This window comes from Bradyrhizobium tropiciagri, assembly GCF_001189845.1.
Lineage (GTDB): Bacteria > Pseudomonadota > Alphaproteobacteria > Rhizobiales > Xanthobacteraceae > Bradyrhizobium > Bradyrhizobium tropiciagri.
Map to the genome: position 1 here is coordinate 60,979 of NZ_LFLZ01000021.1, position 25,267 is coordinate 86,245.

16 protein-coding genes and 1 pseudogene are annotated in these 25,267 nt (G+C 61.2%); 12 read left to right on the forward strand and 5 right to left on the reverse strand.

The features are described from left to right. The first annotated feature begins 224 nt into the window (after positions 1-224). The 10 genes and pseudogenes from AKN84_RS18470 to AKN84_RS45690 all read left to right on the forward strand — a co-directional run bounded on the left by AKN84_RS18470 (position 225) and on the right by AKN84_RS45690 (position 12,662). Entirely contained in the window at positions 225-1,913 is a 1,689-nt protein-coding gene (locus tag AKN84_RS18470) for an ATP-binding protein (protein WP_050422090.1), read from the forward strand. 753 nt (positions 1,914-2,666) lie between these two features. Then, entirely contained in the window at positions 2,667-3,416 is a 750-nt protein-coding gene (locus tag AKN84_RS18475) for an electron transfer flavoprotein subunit beta/FixA family protein (protein ID WP_050422091.1), read from the forward strand. A 1-nt stretch (position 3,417) separates the two neighbouring features. Next, positions 3,418-4,362 (forward strand): electron transfer flavoprotein subunit alpha/FixB family protein, encoded by a 945-nt coding sequence (locus AKN84_RS18480; protein ID WP_050422092.1) that lies wholly within the window; start codon positions 3,418-3,420, stop codon positions 4,360-4,362. Between the two features lie 44 nt (positions 4,363-4,406). Continuing rightward, a complete protein-coding gene (locus tag AKN84_RS18485) occupies positions 4,407-6,197 on the forward strand; it encodes an acyl-CoA dehydrogenase C-terminal domain-containing protein (protein ID WP_050422093.1) in 1,791 nt (596 codons plus the stop codon). A 48-nt stretch (positions 6,198-6,245) separates the two neighbouring features. Further along, positions 6,246-7,904 (forward strand): electron transfer flavoprotein-ubiquinone oxidoreductase, encoded by a 1,659-nt coding sequence (locus tag AKN84_RS18490; protein ID WP_050422094.1) that lies wholly within the window; start codon positions 6,246-6,248, stop codon positions 7,902-7,904. Between the two features lie 132 nt (positions 7,905-8,036). Further along, entirely contained in the window at positions 8,037-8,834 is a 798-nt protein-coding gene (locus AKN84_RS18495; protein ID WP_050422095.1) for an enoyl-CoA hydratase-related protein, read from the forward strand. A gap of 29 nt (positions 8,835-8,863) precedes the next feature. Then, entirely contained in the window at positions 8,864-10,084 is a 1,221-nt protein-coding gene (locus tag AKN84_RS18500; protein ID WP_050422096.1) for a CaiB/BaiF CoA transferase family protein, read from the forward strand. An 849-nt stretch (positions 10,085-10,933) separates the two neighbouring features. Beyond that, positions 10,934-11,428, forward strand: coding sequence for a hypothetical protein (locus AKN84_RS45680; protein WP_128970964.1), 495 nt, complete (start codon positions 10,934-10,936; stop codon positions 11,426-11,428). A 31-nt stretch (positions 11,429-11,459) separates the two neighbouring features. Beyond that, a pseudogene (locus AKN84_RS45685) lies at positions 11,460-11,624 on the forward strand (ATPase); the annotation flags it as partial. A 168-nt stretch (positions 11,625-11,792) separates the two neighbouring features. Next, on the forward strand, positions 11,793-12,662 hold the full coding sequence (locus tag AKN84_RS45690; RefSeq protein WP_128970965.1) for a copper chaperone PCu(A)C: 870 nt from the start codon (positions 11,793-11,795) through the stop codon (positions 12,660-12,662). Positions 12,663-13,107: 445 nt separating this feature from the next. On the opposite strand, the gene AKN84_RS18520 is transcribed toward AKN84_RS45690, so the two are convergent. From AKN84_RS18520 to AKN84_RS18535, 4 genes are read right to left on the reverse strand one after another with little or no spacing between them, the layout of a single operon-like run. After that, positions 13,108-14,445, reverse strand: a complete 1,338-nt coding sequence (locus AKN84_RS18520; RefSeq protein WP_128970966.1) for an NAD(P)/FAD-dependent oxidoreductase — start codon at positions 14,443-14,445, stop codon at positions 13,108-13,110. Between the two features lie 54 nt (positions 14,446-14,499). Next, entirely contained in the window at positions 14,500-16,029 is a 1,530-nt protein-coding gene (locus tag AKN84_RS18525) for a CoA transferase (protein WP_050422099.1), read from the reverse strand. 50 nt (positions 16,030-16,079) lie between these two features. Further along, the gene (locus AKN84_RS18530) at positions 16,080-17,054 is read right to left on the reverse strand and encodes a 3-hydroxyacyl-CoA dehydrogenase NAD-binding domain-containing protein (RefSeq protein ID WP_050422100.1); all 975 of its coding nucleotides are present in this window, start codon (positions 17,052-17,054) and stop codon (positions 16,080-16,082) included. 21 nt (positions 17,055-17,075) lie between these two features. Beyond that, positions 17,076-17,990: a 3-hydroxyacyl-CoA dehydrogenase gene (locus AKN84_RS18535; RefSeq protein WP_050422101.1), complete on the reverse strand. Its 915-nt coding sequence runs from the start codon at positions 17,988-17,990 to the stop codon at positions 17,076-17,078. A 274-nt stretch (positions 17,991-18,264) separates the two neighbouring features. Here AKN84_RS18535 and AKN84_RS18540 point away from each other — a divergent pair, with 274 nt between their 5' ends. Further along, positions 18,265-24,285, forward strand: a complete 6,021-nt coding sequence (locus tag AKN84_RS18540; RefSeq protein WP_050422102.1) for a PAS domain S-box protein — start codon at positions 18,265-18,267, stop codon at positions 24,283-24,285. Next, positions 24,282-24,563, forward strand: coding sequence for a sensor histidine kinase (locus AKN84_RS18545; RefSeq protein WP_050422103.1), 282 nt, complete (start codon positions 24,282-24,284; stop codon positions 24,561-24,563). Before AKN84_RS18540 ends, AKN84_RS18545 begins: the two co-directional genes overlap by 4 nt. Here the strand turns inward: AKN84_RS18545 and AKN84_RS18550 are convergent. Continuing rightward, positions 24,529-24,918 carry a response regulator transcription factor gene (locus AKN84_RS18550; RefSeq protein ID WP_244485256.1) on the reverse strand — a complete coding sequence of 130 codons (390 nt, stop codon included), beginning with the start codon at positions 24,916-24,918 and terminating at the stop codon, positions 24,529-24,531. The genes AKN84_RS18545 and AKN84_RS18550 overlap by 35 nt on opposite strands. Between the last annotated feature and the right edge of the window lie 349 nt (positions 24,919-25,267).

A 25,267-nucleotide genomic window follows, 5' to 3' on the forward strand; every position in this document is an offset into this window, starting at 1 on the left:
CTGTGCCCGTCGCGTCATTTTGCATACCCGCAGCAATCAGGTCGGGTGTACGGTCAAAGCGGATATCGACTGGAAGGCAGGACCGGCTGGCCCAGTAGAGAATGATCCAGAGCAGCCCTCGGACCCATTTTTTGCGCTCAGGTTCCCACGGGACCCTATCTGAAGGCCCGCTGGGGCGATAGCATATCAGGCCGTTAACGTGGATCGATCGGGACGGAGCTGCGATGAACCAGCTCGAAACCGGCGAAGCGCCCGAAGCTGCTCACCGCCGTTCAGATTTGCAAAAGGAGCTGGCCGAGGTCCTTCGACAACGGGCGGCCATCTCGGCAGTGCTGCGCGTTACTGCAAATTCCCCTCACGATTTGCAGCCCATATTCGACACCATCCTCGACAACGCTGTACGTCTGTGCCGAGCAGAGGGAGGTGGGGGCCTCTTCCGTTTGGCCGAGGAAGCAGGCTTTCGTCTCGTTGCATCTACTTTGAGCCCCGCCATTTTAGCGCATTATACACCGCCAACGCTCCACGAATACGACAGCTTTTTCGGTCGCATCTTCGCAAACAAGTCGCCACTCCACATTCCCGACTTCTCCGCTGAACTTCGTCGTGCGGGGGAGGCCCACCCATCGGCCCTGGTCCGAGCGCCCATTGGGACGGCCCTTTTCGTGCCGATGCTCAGAAACGACGAGCTAATCGGGTCGATGGCTATTGGGCGGCCGCACATAGAGCCGTTTACGGAGAAAGAGATCGAACTGGTCACGGACTTCGTTGCCGAGGCATCCATTGCCCTGGAGATTACCCGTCGCGAGCAAGCCTTGCGTGAAAGCGAGCGAGATTTGCGCTCGGCAATTGATGGGATACCTGGGTTCGTTTTGATCCTAGCCCCGAATGGTGAGGTCGAAGCCGTCAATCGCCAAATCGTCGAGTATTTTGGTCGGCCACTCGAAGAGCTGAGGAACTGGGGAACAAACGGAATCGTACATCCTGGTGATCTTCCCCATATCGTTGAAATTTTCACAAAATCGATCGCCTCCGGTATTCCATACCAGTTTGAGGTTCGTCTTCGACACTTTGACGGCGAGTATCGGTGGTTTGATTGCCGCGGCGTCCCAATTTGCGATGGCTCTGGGCGCATTACTCGTTGGTATGCTCTGCAGACGGATATCGAGGATCGCACGCAGGCGCTGGCGCGGTTGCGGGAGATGCAATCGGATTTCGCCCGCATCAACCGCGTGAGCATGATGGGAGAATTGGCAGCCTCGCTGTCTCACGAAATCGCACAACCGATCGCCAGCGCGCGCAACAACGCACGCGCAGCCCAGAACTTCCTAAACATGCAGCCGCTGGACCTGGGCGAGGTCCGGGAAGCACTTGCATGTGTCGTTGGCGATACTGATCGAGCCCGAGACATCATCGATCGCATCCGAGAGCAAATGAAGAAAGCGCCGCCCCGAAAGGAGCGTTTCGACCTTGGTGCGGCGATTAGTGAGTTGATTGTGTTGGCGCGAAGCGTGACCAACCGGCATGGCGTCTCGGTCCAGACCCAGCTTGCGGACGGATCGTTTCCCGTTGAGGGGGATCGCGTTCAACTGCAACAGGTCTTGTTGAACCTCATCCTGAATGCGGCTGAGGCAATGGGCTCGGTCGAGGAGGGACCGAGAGAGCTGTTGATCAGCACCGAGCAAGACCAGACTGGCGTCCTCGTGGCCGTGCGCGATTCCGGGCCGGGAATTGATCCGGCACATCTCGATCGGGTCTTCGACGCCTTCTACACCACGAAGTCCAGTGGAACCGGCATGGGGCTGTCGATTTGCCGCTCCATCATCCGTGCTCACGGGGGGAGGCTGTGGGCGGGAGCGAACGAGCCTCGCGGCGCTGTGTTCCAGTTCACCTTGCCCAACGCCTCCGGCGGGTAACTTCCAGAATTGGCCCGTCGCTACGAAATCGGTCCGTCGCCTCATGTCAGCTGTGAGTGGTAGACGGGACCTCAGCAAGACTGGCCTAAGCCGACGCGATTGAGCCAAGGCGGACGTTGGCGTCGTTGATGCGGCTGCTCGAGGAGGCTCGCAGCGAGCTGCAGGAGGCGGCCCCGCCAGACTGTAGAAGCCTCGGAGGACGCAACGTTCCGGGACGCCGCGCGGATCGGGCAATTTCCGGCCGTTGGAGGCGCGCAGGACAGTCGCACCCCCGCGGAGATGCTCTCTTGCCTCAACCGATCGGCGATGGTCCGCCTTTGCTATGCCAAGCTGACGCCGCTCCCCGATGGGCCACCTGCACTACTGGCGGACGGAGCACACGCGACGATCGGCAAGCGAGATACGCCGACGCTGCGCACCGGTTGCGTGAAACGACTCCGCAGAAAGACTCGATCGAGGCAGATGCGCTGCGTGCCTTGTCCTGACAAACAAGATCCTTGATCGGGTAGCGGTGTCGACTTCTCTCAGGAGGATCGCGCTTGCGCGCCGGCGGCTGGCCACACTGTACTGACCGTCCGAAGGGTGGGAGCTGATGAAAGCGCTATCGTGAGCACACGGTTGCGCGACTGACTCCTTAGAACTCCCATCGATTCGCAACCGTTAACTTCGATCATGTCGCGCAGTGCCATATACATGAGTGCACCCGAAGCAACGATAACTCGTCTGGGTTTTTCCAATGAAGAGAGCCTCAACATGAAGATCCTGGTACCCGTCAAACGCGTCGTAGATGCCAACGCGCATGTGCGCGTGAAGGCCGATGGCTCCGGCGTTGATCTGAGCGGCGTCAAGATGTCAATCAATCCGTTCGACGAGATCGCTGTAGAGGAGGCGACGCGTCTGAAGGAGAAAGGTTCGGCGGCGGAGATAGTGTGCGTGAGCATCGGACCTGCAGAAGCGGCCGAAGTGCTGCGCAGCGCCTTCGCAATCGGCGCGGATCGCGGGCAGCTCGTCATCGGGGAGGGGGACCTCGAGCCTCTGGCGGTAGCCAAGATCCTGAAAGCGGTCATCGAGAAAGAGAATCCGCAGCTCGTGATCCTCGGCAAGCAGGCGATCGATTATGACAACGATCAGACCGGACAGATGCTCGCGGGGCTGCTGGGGTGGCCTCAGGCAACCTTTGCCTCGAATGTCACCATCGAAGGCGATCAAGTGCAAGTCACCCGTGAGGTCGACGGCGGGCACCAGACGGTGCGGCTGCGCTTGCCGGCGATCATCACGTGCGACCTGCGCCTGAATACTCCACGTTTCGCCGCCCTTCCCAGCATCATGAAGGCAAAGAAAAAGCCGATCGAGCAGAAGAGCGTCGACTCCTATGGAGTAGATCTGAAACCACGGCTTCAGGTTTTGAAACTGGCTGAGCCCCCCCGCCGCAAAGCAGGCATCAAGGTCAAGAGTGTGACCGAATTACTCGACAAACTTCGTAACGAAGCTGGAGTTATCTGAAATGAAAACGCTACTGGTCAGTGACCACGACAACAAGACACTCAGTGAGGCGACGGCCAAGGCATTGAGTTGTGCCGTATCGCTCGGAGGTGAGGTGGACGTGGTCATCGCGGGCAAAGGCTGCCGAGCGGTTGCCGAACAGGCGGCCCAGCTCTCCAGCGTCGCACGGGTTCTGCTGGCCGACGCAGACGCTTACGAGCACGTACTGGCCGAACCTTTCGCCGCGCTGATCGTCTCACTCGCAGCGCCATACGATGCAATAGTCGCTCCGTCGACCAGTTCAGGGCGCAACATCCTGCCGCGGGTCGCAGCATTGCTCGACGTCATGCAGATCTCGGATGTGAGCCGGGTGCTCGCACCTGACACGTTCGAGCGACCGATCTACGCGGGAAATGTCATCGAGACCGTCCGGACGACCGACAAGAAGAAAGTCATTACCGTGCGAACAACCGCGTTTCCGCGTGCGGCTGGCGGCGGAACAGCTTCTATTGAGTCGATTCGGGCCGTGGCCGACCCGGGCACCTCGCAATTCGAAAGCGAGGAGCTTCACGCCTCCGCGCGAGCGGAGCTGACGAGCGCGCGGATCATCATCTCCGGAGGTCGTGCGCTTCAGAGCCGGGAGAACTTCACCAAATATATCGATCCGATCGCCGACAAGCTGGGAGCCGCAATTGGTGCCTCGCGCGCGGCGGTCGACGCCGGCTACGCCCCGAACGACTGGCAGGTGGGCCAGACGGGGAAGATCGTCGCGCCGGATCTGTACATTGCCGCGGGCATCTCCGGCGCCATTCAGCATCTGGCAGGCATCAAAGACGCGAAGATCATTGTCGCGATCAACAAGGATCCGGATGCGCCGATCTTTCAGGTGGCTGACTACGGCCTGGTTGCGGACCTGTATACGGCGCTTCCGGAAATGGCCGCCGAGCTGGCCAAGTCTCACGCGTAGCCCACACGACCTGAACCCGAACCGCACACGCCAAGGAATCATCCATGCCCTCGTACAAGGCCCCCGTCCGCGACACACTGTTCCTGCTCAATGACGTGTTTCAAATCTCCCGCCATGCCGATCTGCCGGGATTCTCGGATCTGACCCCCGAGACTCTGCAGGCAATGCTCGAAGAAGCGGCGAAGCTCGCCGAAAACGTTATCACTCCCCTTAATCGGGTCGGTGACGTTGAGGGCTGCCAGCGGCATCCGGATGCCTCCGTTACGACGCCGAAGGGATTCCGCGAGGCCTATCAACAGCAAGCCGCAGGCGGTTGGGTCGGCATCACCGCTCCCGAGCAGTACGGTGGACAAGGTTTGCTGGAAACCCTGAACGTAGTCGTCGGGGAGTACTTCTCCTCCGCGAGTCTTGGCTTCTACATGTATGGCGGCCTGACCCAGGGAGCCATCGCAGCACTGCTCGCGCACGCCTCTGATGAGATCAAGGCGGCTTATGTGCCGGACCTCATTGCCGGCAAGGCAACTGGTACGATGAACCTCACCGAGGCCCATGCCGGAAGTGATGTCGGATTGTCCTATGCTCGCGCCCATAAAGCGGCGGACGGCAGCTATCGAGTGACGGGCTCCAAGGTCTTCATCTCTGGCGGTGAGCACGATCTCGCCGAGAACATCATCCATCTCGTTCTTGCCCGCATCGAAGGCGCGCCCCACGGCACCAAGGGGCTCTCGCTGTTCGTCGTGCCGAAGTTCCTGCCCGCCGCCAATGGGGAGCCGCGCAAGCCCAACGGAGTCAGCTGCGGCTCCATCGAACACAAGATGGGCATCCACGGCAACTGCACCTGCGTCCTGAATTACGACGATGCCACAGGCTGGCTCGTCGGTGAAGAGAACGGTGGCATGCCGGCGATGTTCGTGATGATGAATCACTCGCGCCTGTTTGTCGGGGGACAAGGTGTCGGGCTCGCTGAAGTGGCCTATCAGAACGCCGTCGCCTACGCGCGGGAGCGCCTTCAGGGCCGTTCCCTCTCCGGGGCGAAGTTCCCCGAGAAGCCCGCAGATCCGATCATCGTTCATGGCGACGTGCGCCTCATGCTGATGAGCATCCGGGCATTCACCGAAGCGGCAAGGGCGCTCATCATCTCAACCTCGTTGCGGAATGACGTGGCTATACGCAAGAACGATCCTGCCGCGCTACGGGATGCCGAGAATCACATGGCGCTGCTAACCCCAGTGATCAAGGCGTTCTTTTCGGACCAGGGGTTTCTCAGCACCGTGAACGCACAACAGATCTACGGCGGCCACGGATATATCGCAGAGAACGGCATGGAACAGTTCGTACGCGACTCGCGCATCTCACAGATCTACGAAGGCGCGAACGGCATTCAGGCCCTCGACCTGGTCGGTCGCAAGCTCGGGCTCGAGGGTGGCCAGGTGGTCCGCGCCTATTTCGCGGAGATCGAGAGTTTCCTCAATGAGCACGCGGAAGATCCCGGTCTGGCGCCCTATGTCACGCGTACGCGTGAAGCTCTTGGTCATCTGCAAGAGGCCACGCAGTGGCTCGCCAAGAACGGCGCGAAGGACCGCGACCTCGTCGGCTGCGGCGCCCGGGACTATCTGCAGCTATTTGGGCTCGTCGCGCTCGCACACATGTGGTGTCAGATTGCCGAAACGGTTCAGCGAAAACTCAGCGAAGGTGCTGCGGACCCGTACCTCAAGGCGAAGTTGGTGACCGGGCAATTCTTTGTCGAGCGGATGCTGCCCGAGACGCAGTTTCGGCTGGCGTGTGTCAAGGCGGGAGGCGCCGGGGCAATGGATATGCCGGCCGAGCAGTTCTAGTGCGCGCCTACCGCACACCGAAGCCCCCAACTCTATAGGACCGATCGCATGAGCCCGAACGAACTGCCTGCACGAGAGGCGATGGAATTCGATGTGATCATTGTGGGAGCAGGACCGGCCGGACTTTCCGCGGCCATCCGCTTGAAGCAAGTGGCGCCGGAGTGCTCGGTCGTCATCGTGGAGAAGGGATCCGAAGTCGGCGCGCACATTCTCTCGGGCGCTGTGATCGATCCGATCGGCCTGGATCGGCTGCTGCCTGACTGGCGCAATGACTCATCCCATCCGTTGCGCCAGGCAGTGAAGACTGACCGCTTTTACTGGCTCACGAAGCGCCGGGCCGTGCGGCTGCCGAACTGGTTTATGCCGCCGCTTATGAGCAATCATGGCAACTTCGTCGCCTCGCTCGGCGATGTCTGTCGCTGGCTCGCCACGAAAGCCGAATCCCTCGGCGTGGAGCTCTATCCCGGCTTTGCGGCCACGGAGGTGCTGTACGGGTCGCGTGGCGAGGTCCGGGGCGTGGCCACAGGTGACATGGGTGTCGGTAAGGACGGGCAACCCAAGCCCGGCTTCACCCGCGGCATTGAGCTACGTGGCAAATACACGCTCTTTGCCGAAGGCGCGCGCGGCAGCCTGACCAAGGCGGTCATTGCAAAATACGCTCTGCAGCAGGATCGCGATCCGCCCAAGTTCGGTATCGGCCTCAAAGAGGTCTGGCAGGTGCCACCCGAGCAGCACCGCGCTGGGCTCATACAACACACCTTCGGCTGGCCACTCGACAATCACACCGGCGGAGGTTCGTTTCTCTACCATTGGGGAGACAATCTGGTCTCCGTGGGATTCGTGGTTCACCTCAATTATCACAACCCATGGATCAGCCCGTTCGAGGAGCTGCAGCGCTTCAAGACCCATCCTCTGGTACGCTCGACGCTCGCCGGTGGCAAACGGATCAGCTACGGCGCGCGCGCTATAACCGAGGGGGGCTGGCAGTCAGTGCCGAAGCTCACCTTTCCCGGAGGAGCTCTCATCGGGTGCGCCGGCGGCTTCGTTAACGTCCCGCGGATCAAGGGCTCGCACAACGCGATGCTGTCCGGCATCCTCGCAGCCGAGAAGGTCGCCGAGGCGCTCGCCGCGAGCCGCGCCAACGATGAGCTTGAGGCCTACGAGGCGAGCTGGCGCACGTCCGATATTGGGCGCGACCTGCGTAAGGTACGCAACGTGAAGCCGCTTTGGTCCAGGTTCGGCACAATTATCGGCGTCGGGCTCGGCGGCCTGGACATGTGGACGAACACTCTTGGATTCTCGCTATTCGGAACACTATCGCACGGCAAGCCGGACAATCAAACTCTGGAGCCAGCTTCAAAATTCAAGCCCATCGCTTATCCCAAGCCGGACGGAAAGCTCACCTTCGATCGCCTCAGTTCGGTTTTCCTATCGGGCACGAATCACGAAGCGGACCAGCCTGTTCACCTGCACGTTGCCGACCTGGAGAGCGAGAAGCGAATCGAGCACGACGTGTTCGCGGGCCCGTCAAACCGGTATTGTCCAGCCGGCGTCTATGAGTGGGTCGGCGAGGGTGCCGACCTCAAGTTGGTCATCAATGCGCAGAACTGCGTCCACTGCAAGACCTGCGACATCAAGGATCCCGCCGGCAACATCACATGGACCGCTCCGCAAGGCGGAGGCGGTCCGAACTACACCCAGATGTAACGGATATCGCGATCGGCTTTGCGATTTAGCTCGGAACTCGGGACAGGCACTGGGTGGATGACGCTTTCCTCGAGAAGCGTGCCCCGCGGTTCCTGGGCCGCTGAAGCAAACACGACAATTTAGAGAAACCCAATGCCACCGACAACACTGACACTCGCAAACGTCCTGTACGAGAAGCGCGGCGCGATCGCCTATGTGACCGTCAACCGGCCCAAGGTCCTCAACGCCCTGAACGCGGCGACATGGAAGGACCTGCAAACTGCGTTCGAGGATGCGCGGGACGACGCTGCCGTGCGCGGCGTCATCCTGACCGGCGCGGGCGACAAGGCATTCATCGCCGGTGCCGATATCAGCGAACTCGCGCATGCGAGTGCGATCGACGCCGAACGTTCCAGCCGCTACGCACAGGAGGTGCTCGATCTCGTCGAGAATCTCGGCAAGCCGGTGGTCGCGGCAATCAACGGCTTTACCCTGGGTGCGGGTTGCGAGACGGCAATGGCATGCACGATCCGCATCGCCGTGGAGCATGCGAAGTTCGGCCAGCCCGAGGTCAAGCTGGGATTGCTCCCCGGCGGCGGCGGCACGCAACGGCTGCCGCGGCTGGTCGGAAAGGGTCGCGCGCTCGAGCTCATTCTGTCCGGAGAGACCATCAGCGCGCAGGAGGCCTGGCGCATCGGGCTCGTCAACGAGGTCGTTCCGGCGGCCGATCTTATCACGTGTGCGGAAGCCATCCTGAAGATGATCGCTTCGAACGCTCCCATCGCTGTCAAGCAATCGCTGGAAGCGGTGAACAAGGGAATGGATACAAGTCAGAGCGGGGGCTTCGTCCTCGAAGCCTCCTACTTCGGCCTGTGCGCCGGGACGGAGGACAAGAAGGAAGGCACGTCCGCCTTCCTCGAGAAACGCGCGCCGCAGTTCCTGGGCCGCTGAAGCAAACATAACAATATAGGAGAAACCCAATGGCAAGCGACAACATCTTTTCCGGACTCAAGGTCGTAGACTTCTCGACCTTCGTTGCGGCTCCCGCCGCCGCCGTGATTCTCTCGGACTTCGGCGCCGACGTCGTCAAGGTCGAGCCACCCTCCGGCGACATCTTTAGACACGCGCATCAGTTTCCTCCGATGCCGGCGGCGAAAGAGCCTTACCCCTTTCATCTTACCAACCGCAACAAGCGCGGGATGGTGCTCGACCTGAAGTCGCCGAGTGCTCAGCAAGTTGTCGAGAAGCTCGTCAAATGGGCGGACGTGTTCATCGTCAATACGCCGCATCCCGCGCGGAAGAAATTGAAGCTCGAATACACCGACGTCGTGCAATGGAACCCGCGGCTGATCTACGCGGATCTTACGGGCTTCGGCGAACAGGGGCCGGACGCTGACCTGCCGGGCTTCGACCTCACGGCATATTGGGCGCGCAGTGGCCTTCTATCGATGACGCGCGATGCCGGGGCGCCGCCAACCTGGCCGGTAGCCGGCAGCGGCGACGCCGCGACAGGCGTCGGCATCTATTCGGCGATCCTCACGGCGCTCTACCGCCGCGAGCGCACGGGCGAGGGCGCGTATGTCACGACCTCGCTACTTGCCGAGGGTGTCTGGTCGGCGAGCGTTTCTATCCAAGCCGCGCTGGCCGACGCGAAGTTCTACGGGCTGCATGATCCCAGCAATCCCTCGAGCGCCGCAGCGAATGTGTATCGCGCCGCCGATGGCACGTGGTTTGTTCTTGCCCTCACTCCCGATAAGTGGGCGGATGCGGCGAAAGCCATCGGGCTTCCGGACCTCCTAACGGATCCGCGATTCTCCGATCCCGCGAAGCTCGCGGCGAACCGGCACGAACTTGTCGCCATTTTGGACAAGGCCTTCAGCGCTCAGCCAATGGCGCATTGGTACGAGGCGCTCCGCGGCTTCACGGTCGGGGCCGTGCTCGAGCCGCAGGAAGTCATCAACGACCCTCAGGTCAAGGCGAACGACATCATCGTTCCGCTTCAAGGTGCCGGCGACAGGCTCACCTCGACGATCAGCAGCCCCATCCAGGTGCATGGCGTCACCAAGGTGCCGGCGCGGCGCGCGCCCAGGCTCGGCGAGCACACCGATGAGCTCCTCCAGGAGTTGGGGTTCGACGCGAAGAGCATCGAAGGCCTGCGCGCAAGCGGGGCAGTGGGAGAAGCAAAGGAACACGTGGCCTAGCCAACTTGTGGCATTCGCATTTGCCACAATTCGCTGAGATTCGGATTGCTTCACTCGCATCGGCGCAAGTTGTTGAATATCAATTTGCCTCGCGGAGACACACAGCTTCGCAAGTGCTTGCCCGCGGCGTCCCGTCCGTTCGCCGTGGCTCCCCGCGGCCGGTCTCCCCTCCCGAGGACCGGCCGCCCCCTCCCCAGGGCTGACGAGCGGCGGCTCAGGATCGAAGGGGGATGGGGCACTTTGGATCGACGAAAACAACGGCCACATTGGAGCAGATGATGAAACTCCCTCTCGCTTATGCGGTAACCGCGAGTTGCCTTTTCGCATTTGTCTCCGGAGCGCAAGCCCGCCCTGCATACGATGGCTCCTGGGACCTCCTCTTCGTGACGCAAAGGGGTGCGTGCGATCCGACCTACAATTTCTCGGTCAACATCAGCAACGGTGTCGTCACGCATCCGAATCTGGTGAAGTTCAGGGGCTATGTAGCTCGCTCGGGTGCCGTTCGCGCTTCCGTGACTGTTCAGGACAAGTTCGCGTCCGGCTCAGGCCGGCTCTCGAGCAACTCTGGTCGCGGAACGTGGAGCGGCAATTCGGGGAGCGCGCGTTGCTCGGGCTATTGGACCGCCGTGCGAAACTGACAACAGATTTGGCGTAACCATCCGCCGGATGGGCCGGGAAGGAAACCTAGCGTTGGCTTCCCTTTCGTGTGCGATGGGGGCGTCGAGCGCAGCTCTACCAAAGCTTATTCGCAAATACGCCCGTGCAATAGAACGATGCACTCAAACTGGATCAGGATGGGTCCTCAGAAATCGTGACGAATGCAGGACGTGCGCGCAAAGGAGATTTGGAATGCGTAAAACCGTGATCGTTGTCGCAACCGCTGTTCTCGCCGTCGGCAGCATGTCATTATCGACCTCGGCATCCGCTTTCGGCCTCTTACCCCTTGGTGGGCTGGGTCTCGTCCACCCTGGTTTCGGCCTCGCTCAGCCTGGCTTCCGCCTCGCTCACCGCGGCTTCGGCCCCGCTCACATTGGCGGCGGCTACAGTCTCGGCCACCTCGATGGCAGCTTCGGCGGCCGCCGCTTTGGCGACGGGCCCTACTACGGCGGCTACGCCCATGACGGCGGATCCTTCCACCGCGGCTACGCATATCGAGCTGTGCGTTCCTACGACGGCTACGCCTATGGCGGCTACGGCTATGGCGGCCAATCTTACGATGGCGACTACACCTATGGCGATGGGCCTTACGACGGCGACGCCTATGCCAGCGAGCCTTACGACGGAAATTACACCAACGGCTCCGCCCGCGGACGTCGCAGCAGGCGAGGCGCAGCGAGTCGGTGATTTAGGGACTGCCAGCTGTTAGGCCAAACCTCTGTCTCCAAATAGCCATCGCGCGGCGGAGGAGGAGGTGGCAAATCTGCTGCGCCAGCTCAAGTTGCCGTTCGACGAAAGGGGCCGGCGTCGCGCGGCAAACCGGACCGAATGGTTTGGCCAGCTCAACGAGCCGCTTGAGGTGCACGATATCCTCCGCGCCTGAGGATGACGGCAGAGGCTAGTCGCCGATGACGGCGCTCGATGCAGTGTCCGGGTTCGTGACACGGTACGTAAGACGGACCGGATCTACTAGCTTCACGCCATCCATCCGTCCGCCCTGCCGGTCACGATCGCGCGATAGTTGTTTCGAGAGGCTTCGATGGAGATTTAAATGATCACCACCTGGACAGAATGCACTTTGCGGCCTGGTCGCATTCGCCTGTCACTATTCGGCGCGCTGGCGTCAATCGCACTGCTGGCGGCGGCGCCTGCAGCGGCTGACGACGTCAGCGTCAAGTTGGCCTGGAGCCGGGCCACGCCGAAAGGCGCGCAGGTCGCCAGCGGCTACCTCACCATCGAGAACCGTGGAGCTTCTGCCGACAGGCTGATTTCCGCGGCGACGCCCGCCGCCACCAGGATTGAGATCCACGAGATGACGACCCTCGACGGCATCATGGTGATGCGGCTCGTCGAGGGTGGGCTCACCATCCCGCCTGGAGCCAGCGTGACGCTCAAGCCCGGCAGCAGCCACCTGATGTTCATCGGCCTGAGTGCGCCCTTCAGCGAAGGTGAGCACATTCCGGCCGCGCTGATGTTCGAGAAGGCGGGCAAGATCGACGTGGCTTTCGACGTCGGAAGCGTCGGCGCACAGGGACCCAGGATGAGCGTCGCGGTAGCCGCAGCGGTTGTGGCGGAACCCCCGCCACATCGAGCCCCAGATGACTTTTTTACCCACATCTGCGGCACCCGTGTCATGGCTAACGTCACAGTTTCTCCGATCCGCGCCGGGCAGGTTGCAGTTTCGATCGAGCTCGAAAATGCCGAGGAGCTGCCTCTCGCGGCACAGTCTCTGTTGGTCACGCTGTCCAATCCAGACGTGCCGGTCACGCCAGCGACTACCGAGGCCGAACGCGTCGCCAGCGACAAATGGCGCGCGCGCGTGCCTGTAGCTGGACCGGGCAAGTGGTCGCTCGCACTCGGCATCCAGATCGCCGCCGACGACCGCGTGGATATCGCTGCACCGATCCTGATCGGGAAGTAGGAATGGAGAAGGCGACGCTTGGAATTTTCAAGCGTCGGTGTCGGTCATTGACTTTGTGGTCTTCCGGCCAGGGGCTCGCCACTGGACATTTCGAGGCAAGTCAAAAAAGTCAAAAGGTCAACATAGCTCTGCGCGCCTCCACTGCAGCTCTCCCCAACGCAGGTCTGCTTGTTCGACGCGCCAAATTCAGGTGAGGTCTGTCCAGCTCATTCTTGGCACCTTCTTCGTCTTTCGTGGAGTCCGCGATTTTGGTGCCGACTGCTGCCACCTCGGCGCTGCAGTTTCGGACAATATCGAAGGGCGGCCGCGGCCCGATCAATCGCACATGCGGCAGCAACAGTGGCGGCTACAGCAAGAATGAAGGCGCGCCGTTGAATACGTGTCGGACTCGATCCAGTTCGTGACGCCTGCGCGCTCAGTCATCCGATCCGGAACGAGTGAGCCTCTAAGGTTCAGGTATCAATCGCGAGCTGCGCTGGCCGGTGAAATACGACCAGAGCCACTGGCGCTGTACGCGCAGGCGGTTCTGTAACTGAGGCAACGAGAGGATGTGAATGAACGCCCACACCAGCCACGTCAGGAAGCCGCTGGTGCGCAGCCAACCACGCTCCAGTACGGCGTAATTCTTGCCGACGACTGCCATGTTGCCCTTGTCGAAATAGCGGAATGGGCGTTTGACCTTCTGCCCCTTCAGCTCCTTTGCGATCAGCCGCCCGACAAAGCGTCCTTCCTGGATCGCCGCCTGCGCGACGCCCGGCACCGGGTGTTCGTTTTGCATGACCGACGCCGCATCGCCCACGACGAAGACGCCGGGCGCGTCCACGACCTTCAAGAAGGGATCAACGAGCGCGCGCCCGGCGCGATCGGTCTTGGCGCCCAGCATCTTTGGAATAGGCGATGCCGCAACTCCGGCGGTCCACAGCACCGTGGCGCTGGGGATTCTGACCGTCGCGCCGGGGATCCCGCTTTCGCTGGCGACCACGCCCTCCGCGTCGACGGTCTCGACCTTCACTCCGGTCTGGACCTTCACGCCGAGCTTCGTGAGCCGTCGGGTCACCCGGCGGGACAGCGACTCGGCAAAGGTCGGCAGAACCCGCTTGCCTGCGTCGAGTAGAATAATTTTGGCCTGCGCCGGATCGATGCGCCGGAAGTTTCCGCGCAGCGTGACCCTCACCATCTGTGCCAGAGACGCCGCGAGTTCGACGCCTGTCGGGCCGGCGCCGACCAGGACGAACGTCATCTGTCGCGCGCGTTCGCTCTCGTCCTCGGTCGTTGCGGCCAATTCAAACGCGCCCAGGATTTTGGCCCGGATAGTCTCGGCGTCGCTGAGATTTTTGAGGCCCGGCGCATGCTGCGCGAATTCGTCGTGGCCGAAGTAACTCGGACGCGCACCGGTCGCGACCACCAGATAGTCGTAGGCGATCTTGCGGATGCCCACGCCAGGGGAAGACGCCTCGATCGTGCGAGAAGCGACGTCGAGTCCCATGACCTCCGCCAGGAGCACGCTCAGGTTTGGCTGCTTTACCTCGAGCTGACGGATTGGGGCGGCGATCTCCGCAGGCGAGAGGACCGCCGTCGCCACTTGGTAGAGCAGCGGCTGAAAGATATGGTGGTTGCGGCGGTCGATCAGGACGACATCGACATCGGCGCGCCGCAGCGCGCGTGCTGCGGCGAGTCCGGCAAAGCCGGCGCCGATGATCAGAATGCGCTTTCGCTCTCGACGAGGGGCCTCGGCGACGGCCGTTGCCTCGTCAGGCCGGGTCTCAGCCAACATCGCACTCATAGTTCACCTCGTTGGTGCTCATTGTCATGACGGCTTCTGCCGGGGACGTTGCTCTCAGCGCTCCAGCCATTCGGGTTTGCTCGAGCCGCGCGGCACAAGCACCGTCCTGAAGGAGCCGGGAGTCCGCGACAGGACCACCTGGTCGGTCATCCCCTGATATGTGCCCAGCGGCGTTTCCGCGGTGAACAGATCCGGAGCAATGTTCGCGTGCTCGTCGGAAGATCCGGCCGTCGCCTTGGCGTACTCCTTGTCGAAGATGCCGAGCGACAGCAGCCACAGCACGGTTCGCGTCAGGGAAACGGTGACCCGGTAACTGCCGCCCTCGACAGCGCGCCGGCGCAGCGCTGCGAGAATCCCGATTGTCCCCATCCAGCCCACGATATTGTCGACAATGGGGATGATGGGCGGCGATTTGGGATCTGTGGGCGTACCTTCAAGAGCGAACAGGCCCGCGACGGTCGCACCGATTTCATCGAACCCCGGACGCTCCTTCCACGGACCCTTGTTGCCGTGAAGCAGGACCTGAGCATGAATCAGGCCAGGCTTCTTCGCGGCGAGCGTTTCGGCATCGAGGCCATGGCGCTCCAGATAACCCGGGCGCTTGTTGGCAAAGAAGATGTCGGCATCTTTCAGCAGCTCGTCGAATTTCGCACGATCTTCCTTCGAATAGTCCAGGATGGTTTGACGCATACCGACCTGCACGTCCCACACAAACGCCTCAATCTCGGTGTCGGCTGGCCGCCAGACGTTGAGGACGTCGGCCCCGTGTTGCGCGAGGTCTCTGCCTATGCCCCCCCCGGCGATCACATGCCCCATTCCGAGAGCGCGAATGCCATCCAGCGGGCTCTTTGCATCCTTCTTGAAAGGAATCGGCTCGCTGTCGCCGATCTTCTCCACCGTGATCAATGGCATTCTGGAAAGCACGTCGGTGTATTGGGGCTCCTTCCGGAATTCCTCGAAGGTACGCACCTTCGCCATCACGACCCCAGCCTCTGCCCCGGCGTTCTCGAGATCATCGGCGCGCCACTGCCGAATGGCCTTTTGCACGGCTTCAGCGTTTGCGTTGCACTTGAGCAGATCCAGGGTGCGGGCAGCCAGCTTGGGATAGACGTTCAAGGCGACGACGTGCCGCCCATCCTTGGTTTCGCGAAACAGCGGCAGTTCGAAGAACGGGTTGAGCGGGTCTCCGAAGACCGGAGGACGACCATTGATGGTCTCCCACTTCAGATCGAAGAAGCCAGCGAACCGCTTGAGAGCCTTGCGGACATCCACCGCAATATCCTGTCCTTCGCCTGTCCGGGATTGCCACAGCGCCGCGACAGCGGTGGCCTTGGCGGCAAGCCCAATCGCGGCCATGGTCCCAAACCGAAACGGGCTCGGAATGATCGGATCGCGGCCGTAGAAGGTGAGCTTGCCGCCGCTGTGCGCGGTCGATAGTTCGACGTCCTTCAGGACGTCATTAACCGCGCCGTGAAAGTCGAAATCCGAGTTGGTCACCGGATTGGCGAGCTTCGATTCAATGGTCTCGGTGAGCAGGTCGGTTCCGAGCTTTTCTGCCGGCTGGATCGTCGTTGTGATATTCATTTGTGAATTCCTTCTCGCTTGGGAGAGTGTTGGCTGCTTGCAGCGGATCGTTACTCGGCTGCGGCTTCACGCGGAGTGACCGTCTCCGACCGCTTGGTGCGCAGTTCGATGAGGCCGAGCAGGATCTCGTCCCGCTGCGTCTCCAGCTCCTGGACGGTGCGCGTTCCAACATCGGCGCGGACGCTGTCGATAAGCTTCTGTTGCACGTCCGGCGTCAGCACCGGCGAACCGAGGGTCTTCCACCAGGCTGTCATCGGACCCGAGAACTGATGGAAGAAGTGCTCGATGCCGCCTGGTCCACCGCCAAGGTGATTGAGCATCATGTTGCCCATGACGCCCCAGCGCAGGCCCGGGCCCCAGGATAAGGCAGTGTCGACGTCGGCGGCGCTCACCACGCCCTCGGCGACGAGATAGTAGACCTCGCGCGCCAGAGCGGACTGCAAGCGATTTGCGACGTGGCCGGGCAACTCCTTGTTGACGCGCACTGTCTTTTGCCCGATCGAGGTGTAGAATTCCTCAGCGCGCCGGATTGTCGCTTCCGAGGTTTTGGCTCCGCCGACGATTTCGGTCAGCGGAATCAAGTGCGGCGGATTGAACGGATGGCCGATGACACAGCGCTCGGGATGCGTGGCGGCTCCCTTCTGGATCTCGCTCATGGTGAGCCCGGAAGAGCTCGATGCGATGATCACCTCGGGTGGCAGCAGTTCATCGAGCTGCCCGTAGAGTTTCTGTTTGAAATCGATCCGCTCGGGCCCGTTTTCCTGGACGAGGTCGACGCCGGCGACCGCCTGCGCGAGGTCGGTCGTGAACTTGAGGTTCGACTGCGACGCTCCCGCTGACAGGCCCAGTCGCTTGAGCGCCGGCCAGGCCGTGTCCACGAACTTGCGCAGCGAGGCTTCCGCGTTCGGTGCGGGGTCGGTCGCGACAACCTGCAATCCCTTGGCGAGGAACAGCGAGGCCCAGCTCGCGCCGATCACGCCGGTGCCGATGATGGCGATGCGGTGAATGGGTTTGGTGTTGGTCATTTCACGTCTCCGATGCATTTGTCAGATTTCGGCGTAGGCGATGCCGGTGAGGTTGCCCTGGGCGTAGAGGAAGTTGCGTTCGTTCTTGCCATCGAGATCGGCGGAATATACCGAGCCGGCGAAGTCGGTGACGAACATCCGGTTGCCAGGCACATCGAGCGCGATGCCGATGCCTTCCATCAGATGCGTGACCAGGATCTCGGGCTCCGCCTTTGTGTCGATCGGCGCGCGATTGACGGTGTTGCCGCGCGGAGGATCGCCGCGGTCGGTCCAGTAGAGGACGCGGTTCGCCACATCGAGCTCGAGGTCGATCGGTTCCGGCAGGCGATCAAACAACACCTCGATGTCGGAGCGGTTCGCCGGGCTTTCCCCCTTCGGGAGGTCGATGTTGGCGCGGAAGATGCGGCCGAGGTCGCCGTTGTCAGGACCCTTTTGCGTCCAGTAGATGTGCCGCCGGTTGGGATCGACGGTGATTCCGACGCACCACCGGGTTTGATCTTTCCGGTCCTTGTCGCCGCGGCCGGTCTCGACCAGCGTTTCGACCTGCGAGCCGTCGAGGTTCGCGCGCATCACGCGCATGCCTTCGCGGTCGCACCAATAGAGCTTCTTTCCCTCTTCGTCGAGGTGCATCTGTTTCGGCGTATACGTAACGCCTGGTGGAATGATGATCTTGCGATTCCCACCGTCGAGATCGGCTCGCTCGATCGAGCCGTCATTGAGGTTGGGAACGCCCATGTTGGTCCAATAGATATGACCTGCCTCCAAATCGACCGCGATGCCGTCGGGAAAGCGACAATCAGTGACGATGGTCTTGCGGTCGGAGCCATCGGGTTTCATCGAGTGAATGCGGTCCCCGCTCAGTTCGAGAACGAACAGCCTGCCGGAGCGGGCGACGCTCGATGAATTCTTCGATTTGGTTGCTTCAAGTACCGTCATGGTTTTTCCTTCGGGTCAGAGTTGTCGCGTCTCGCTGGCCTCTAGTTGGCCCACGTGCGCCATCGTTGCGAGTAAAGGCCGGCAAATCGCGCCAAATTGCCGCTAACCGGAAGGGAGATTTCGCGTATTCCGGACCGGGCAAGATCATCGGACGGCTGGTATTTCTCAGGCGATCGGGTACGATTTCTACAGCCGGAGCGAGGCCGCGCACATCGCGCACGCAAAGTGTGGCTGGCCGAACTCAATTGGGAGTCCGAATGCCGGAGGCTCAGAGATGGTGCCGCATTCGCAGAACGTCGCGAACGTGGACGGTGGCTCTCAGGTCTTGTGGAGAGACGGCGAGCGCGTGTTTCACCGCGGCTGGCGACTCGATGATGAGGGTAAGCGGTGCGCCGTGCTGCTCATTGTTCCTGCGACCGAGCACCCGTCTCGTTCAACCTTCGATCGCTTCAGTCACGAATACGAGCTGAAGGACGAACTCGATAGCACGTGGGCAGTGCGGCCATTGGAGCTCGTGCGCGAAGCCAATCGGACCGTGCTGGTGCTCGATGATGCGGGCGGCGAGCCGCTCGAGATGTTGCTCGGCGTGCCCATGGATATCGGGCGCTTCTTGCGCCTCGGCAGCACTATTGCCTCGGTCGTGGGCAAGCTTCACCGGCGCGGGCTCATCCACAAGGACATCAAGCCAGCCAACATCCTCCTCAACGGGGTGACCGGCGAGGTGAAGCTGACGGGGTTCGGCATTGCGTCGCGCTTCGAGCGTGAACGTCAATCACCTCACCCTCCCGAGATGATTGCCGGCACACTCGCCTACATGGCGCCCGAGCAGACCGGGCGGATGAATCGGTCAATCGATTCGCGGAGCGACCTCTACGCACTCGGCATCACCTTCTACCAGATGCTCACCGGTGCTTTGCCGTTTGTCGCCACGGAGCCGAAGGAATGGGTGCACTGCCATCTCGCGAGGCAGCCGGTGCCACCTGCCGAGCGGCTGAAAGAAATCCCTGGCGCCGTCTCGACAATCGTCATGAAGCTACTCGCGAAGAGGGCCGAAGATCGCTATCAAACGGCGGCCGGCCTCGAAAGCGACCTTTGCAGCTGCCTGATCGAATGGGAGGCGCGGGGCCGCATCGACGACTTTCCGCTGGGCGAAAACGACACGTCCGATCGGCTCCGGATCCCCGAGAAACTCTACGGGCGGAAGCGCGAGGTTGAGACTTTGCTCGCCTCCTTCGATCGCATCGTCAACGGTGGCGCCCCGGAACTGGTCCTGGTTTATGGCTACTCCGGCATCGGCAAATCGTCGGTCGTCAACGAGCTGCAGTCGGTGCTGGTACCGCCGCGCGGCCTGTTCGCATCCGGCAAGTTCGATCAGCTCAAACGCGATATCCCATACGCGACGTTGGCACAGGCCCTTCAGAGCCTGATCCGGCCGCTACTCGGTAAGAGCGACGCCGATCTCGCGTCATGGCGCGACGCCTTGTGGGGAACCCTGGGATCTAACGCGGGACTGATGGCGGATCTCGTTCCTGAACTAAAGCACCTCATGGGTGAGCTACCGCCGGTCGTTGAGCTTCCGCCGCAGGACGCCCAGCGACGCTTCCAGACGGTGCTTCGGCAGCTGATCGGCGTTTTTGCGCGGCCGGAGCATCCTCTGGCGCTGTTCCTCGATGACTTGCAGTGGCTCGATGCAGCGACGCTGGACCTGCTTGAGGACTTGTTGAGCCGATCCGATCTCCGTAATCTCCTCCTCATCGGCGCCTTCCGCGATAACGAGGTCACCGTAACGCATCCGCTCATGCGCAAGCTGCAGGCGATCCGCGCAACCGGAAGGGTGCGGGATATCAAACTGGCGCCCCTGGCGACCAGTGACCTCGGAAACCTTGTTGCGGACTCGCTCCGCTGCAACCCCGAGCAGACAAACCTTCTTGCCGGGTTAGTGCACGCGAAGACCGACGGCAATCCGTTGTTCGCCATCCAGTTTCTTCACGTGCTCGCCGACGAGGGGCTGCTGGCCTTTGATCAGGCGCGGGTGCGATGGTCCTGGGACACGGAAGGCATCCGCGCCAAGAGATACACGGACAATGTCGTCGAGCTTCTGGCTGAAAAGTTGAATCGGTTATCACCCGGCACTCAGGACGCGTTGCGACAGCTCGCTTGCCTCGGCAGCGTCGTGGACGTCGCGATCCTCTCAGCTGTTCTAAACAAACCGGAGGAACTGGTGCACGCGGCCTTCTCGGAGGCCATTAGTCAACAACTCATCGACCGCGTCGCAGGCTCTTACAAGTTCATTCACGATCGGGTGCAGGAAGCCGCCTATGCGCTGATCCCGGAGGCGTCACGTGCGGAAGCGCATTTGACGATCGGCCGGCTGCTGCTGGCGCAGACTGCTCCGGAAAAGCGGGACGAAGCGATCTTCGAAATCGTCAACCAGCTCAACCGCGGCGCACTATTGATCTCCTCATCCGAAGAGCGCGAGCAACTGGCCCGGCTGAATCTGATCGCGGGTAAGCGCGCCAAGACGTCGACGGCCTATGGCGCGTCCCTTAGGTATTTTACGACCGGTGCCGCAACGTTGCCGGAGGATTCGTGGGAGCGCCGTCGTGAGCTCATGTTCGAACTGGAGCTTCACCGGGCCGAATGCGAATTCTTGACCGGCGAATTGGCCGCCGCGGAGAACCGGCTGACGCTGCTGTCAGCCCGCACCGCCAACACCGTCGAACGGGCAGCCGCCGCTTGCCTGCGAATAGATGTGTATGCGGCCCGTGGGCGAATGAGTGAAGCGGTCGCTGTCGGCCTGGAATTTCTCCAACATGTGGGCGTGGCATGGTCGGCACATCCTGCGGACGAGGAGGTGCGTCGCGAATATCAGCGGATCTGGTCCAAGCTCGGTGGCCGCGCGATCGAGGAACTGGTTGACCTGCCACTGATGACCGATCCCGCATCTCTAGCCATTCTCGATGTTCTGAGCAAGCTCGGGCCAGCAGCGGTGTTCACGGATGCGAACCTGCTTGCGTTGGTCGGCTGCGGGGCGGTCAGCCTCAGCCTCGATCGCGGCAACAGCGACGGCTCGTCCAACGGGTATGTCCGGCTCGGCATGGTTGCCGGTCCGCTTTTCGGGGACTACAGGGCCGGATATCGATTTGGCCGAGTCGGCTACGAACTGGTCGAGCGGCGCGATTTGAAGCACTTCCTGGCCAGGATATTCATGAATTTCGGCAACCAGGTCCTGCCGTGGACGAGGCATGCTCGGAGTGGCCGCGATCTGTTGCATCGGGCGTTCGACGTTGCGAACAAGACGGGTGATCTCACTTATGCGGCGTACAGCCGCGCCCACCTCAACTCCAACATGCTTATGGTCGGCGATCCGCTCGACGAAGTGCAGCGCGAGACTGAGCAGGGACTGGCGTTGGCGCAGCAGATGCAGTTTGAACTCGTCACCGAAGTCATCGCGACGCAGCTTGCACTGGTCCGAATGTTGCGCGGGTCGACTCCCCGATTCGGCTCTTTCGACGACGAGCAATTCGATGAAGGCCGGATCGTTCGCCATCTGTCTGGTGATCGGAACCTGGCCTTTGCGGAGTGCTGGTATTGGATTCGAAAGCTGCAGGGGAGCTTCCTGGCCGGCGATTTTTCTGCGGCCGTCGAGGCGTCCCTTAGGGCGCAGCGGCTGATCTGGACGTCGCTGCCGGCCATCGAATTCGCGGAGTATCATTTTTACAGCGCGCTTGCGCGCGCTTCATCTTGTGACTCCGCTTCGCCCAACCGACGCCGGGACCATTTGGAGGCTCTGGCCGCGCATTACGAACAGATCGGAATCTGGGCGGAGAACTGCCGCGAGAATTTCGAAAACCGCGCCGCACTGGTCGGCGCTGAGATCGCCCGATTGGAAGGTCGCGAGCTGGATGCCGAGCGGCTTTACCAGCGGGCGATCAACTCGGCCCGTGCAAACGGCTTCGTCCACAACGAAGCGCTCGCCTGCGAGCTGACCGCCCGCTTTTACGCGGCTCGTGGATTTGAAGACATTGCGCAACTCTACCTGGGGAATGCACGGCGGAGCTATCTTAAATGGGGAGCTGCTGGAAAGGTGCGGCAGCTCGATCAACTCCATCCGCGATTAGGGCAGGACGAGCCCGCGCGGGGTCCAGCGGGTACGATCGAAGCGCCGGTCGAACATCTCGATCTCGCAACAATGATCGAAGTCTCGCAAGCACTCTCCGGTGAGATGGTGTTGGAGAAGCTCATCGACAAACTCATGCGCGCGGCCATCGAGCACGCCGGCGCCGAACGAGGACTTCTGATTATCCCGCGAGGTGATGAGCTGCAGATTCAGGCAGAAGCGATCGCTAGTGGAGAAAATGTGATCGTGCATCTGGGGGATGGGTCCTGCAGCTTGACCGCCTTGCCTGAATCTGTGGTTCGATATGGAACGCGCACCCATCAGACTGTGATTCTCGATGACGCTTCGTCCCGCAATCCATTTTCTGGCGATTCCTATATTCTTCAGGGGCGTGTCCGTTCGGTTCTCTGCTTGCCGTTGATCAACCAGGGAAAGCTCGCGGCAATTCTCTACCTTGAGAACCATCTAGCGCCGAATGTGTTTACGCCGGACCGCGTCGCCTTGTTGAAAGTGCTTGCGTCGCAAGCGGCGATCTCGCTCGAAAATTCGCGGCTCTATCACGACCTCGCAGATCGCGAAGGCAAGATTCGCCGTCTGGTCGACGCCAACATCATCGGAATCATCATCAGGAACCGCGAAGGGCAGATTCTGGAAGCCAATGATGCGTTTCTACGTATCGTAGGATATGACCGCGAGGATCTGGCTTTGGGTCGCGTGCGCTGGGCCGAGCTGAATGCTCCGGAATGGCGCGAGCGCGACCAGCTCACGGGGGTACAGCTGAATTCAACAGGGATCGCTCCACCCTTCGAGAAGGAGTATGTTCGGAAAGACGGCAGCCGCGTTCCCGTGCTTGTTGGCGCGGCGACGTTCAACGAAGGCGGGGATGAGGGCGTCGGATTCGTGCTCGATTTGACCGAGCGCAAGCGCGCTGAACAGGCGGTCCAGCTACGGACAACACTCGATTCCATCCCGGCGATGGCTTGGCGCACCAGGGTGGATGGCTCCACCGAGTACATCAACAAACGTTGGCTGGACTACACAGGGATCTCGCTTGATCAAGCGTTGGGTTGGCAGTGGTTTGCTTTGATCCATCCCGACGACGCTCCGCGCCTGCGGGACGCCTGGCTACAAACGTTGGCATCTGAAAAACCGGGCGAAGCCGAAGCCCGCATGCGCGGCTCCGATGGATCGTATCGCTGGTTCCTCATTCGTGCCGAGCCTGTGCGCGATGAGGCAGGAGCGGTTGTCGCTTGGTATGGCACCAACACGGATATCCAGGACCTGAAGACAGCCGAAAGTGCCCTGCGACGAAGCGAGGCCGAATTGGCGAACGTCAGGCACGTGCAACAAACTCTTGACTCAATTCCAGTTGCGGCCTGGCGCGCCAGAGCCGACGGTTCCGTCGAGTACTTCAACAAGCGGATGCTCGACTACACGGGGAACTCGATTGATCGAGCGCTAAGTTGGCAACGGACTGGGTCGATCCATCCCGAAGACCTTCCGCGCGTGAATGACTTGTGGCTGCAACTGCTCGCATCTGAAAAGCCGGGTGAAATTGAAGCCCGCATACGCCGCCATGACGGATCGTATCGCTGGTTCCTGATTCGTGCGGAGCCTTCGCGCGACGACACAGGAAGGGTTGTTGCGTGGTACGGCACCCATATGGACATCGATGATCGCAGACAAGCGCTGGCGCAGTTACAGCAGATGCAATCGGATTTCGCCCACATGAACCGCGTGAGCATGATGGGAGAATTGGCAGCCTCTCTGTCTCACGAAATCGCGCAACCGATCGCCAGCGCGCGCAACAACGCGCGGGCAGCCGAGAATTTTCTGAATATGCAGCCGCCGGACCTGGATGAGGTGAGGGAAGCGCTCTCCTGTCTGGTTGCGGACGCAGATCGATCCGGAGAAATCATCGATCGTATCCGGGAGCAAATCAAGAAGGCGCCGCCGCGAAAGGAGCGCTTTGATCTCAACACGGCAATCAATGAAGTGACTGCATTGGCGCAAAGCGTGACGCTCAAGAATGGGGTTTCGGTCCAGATCCGGTTTGCGGAGGGGCTGCTTCCGGTTTTGGGGGATCGTGTCCAGTTGCAACAGGTCTTGCTGAACCTGGTTCTCAACGCGGCTGAAGCGATGGGCTCGATTGAGGAGGGGCGAGAGAATTGTTGATCAGCACCGAGCAGGACCAGGCGGGCGTCCTCGTGGCCGTGCGCGATTCCGGGCCGGGCATTGATCCTGCGCTTCTCGACCGGATCTTCGACGCTTTCTACACCACGAAGTCCGGCGGAACAGGCATGGGGTTGTCGATTTGCCGCTCCATCATCCATGCTCATGGGGGCAAGCTGTGGGCGAGAGCGAATGATCCTCGCGGTGCTGTGTTTCAGTTCACCTTGCCCGATATTGAAAGAGAGCTTACGGCTCCTCTTCCGCCGAGTCAGCAGACCTGAAAGCCTCGCGAAGGCATTGTGTGAATTGCTCGTCCTCCACTGGCTTGCGCAGGTAACACAAGACGCCGTCGTTCAGGGCGCTGGTCCGATCAACGTCATTGGGAAACGCAGTTACGAGGATTGTCGGTATGGCGTTGCCGGTGTCGACAAGTTGTCGATGGAGTTCGAGCCCGGTCATGGCTGGCATTTGGATATCGGCGATTAGGCAGGCTGTTTCGGCGAGGCGCGGGGACGCGAGAAACTCGGCTGCAGACGAGAAAGAATCGGCCTTATAGCCCAGCGATCTCAACAGCCGACACGTGGACTCGCGACAGAACCGGTCATCATCGACGATCGAAACCAGTATCTTTTTCATCATGCCCGCCTATGGTCATTCGCTGGACCCGTCGTGTGGGCAGCCAACTATGCCGATGCTCCGCATGGAATTGCCCGATGTGGGGGGAGAATGCCACTGGTGCAACGCAGATGCCCCGTAAGCTTTGGCTTATCTTGACGACAATAGCGAAGCTCGACCGATAGGGCTTGCGATCGAGAATGTCAGCTGACGGAACGGGCGCCGAGATCACACCGGGTTACCTCAGGACGGAGTCCGAGCGCCATAAGCCTTCGTATCGTCGTCCTGTCCCCTTTGGATGTCCGACATCGACCTGCGCTCAATTGAGCTCTTGGTGACTGTCCTCCTAGTGTGCATGTGTCCGAAATTC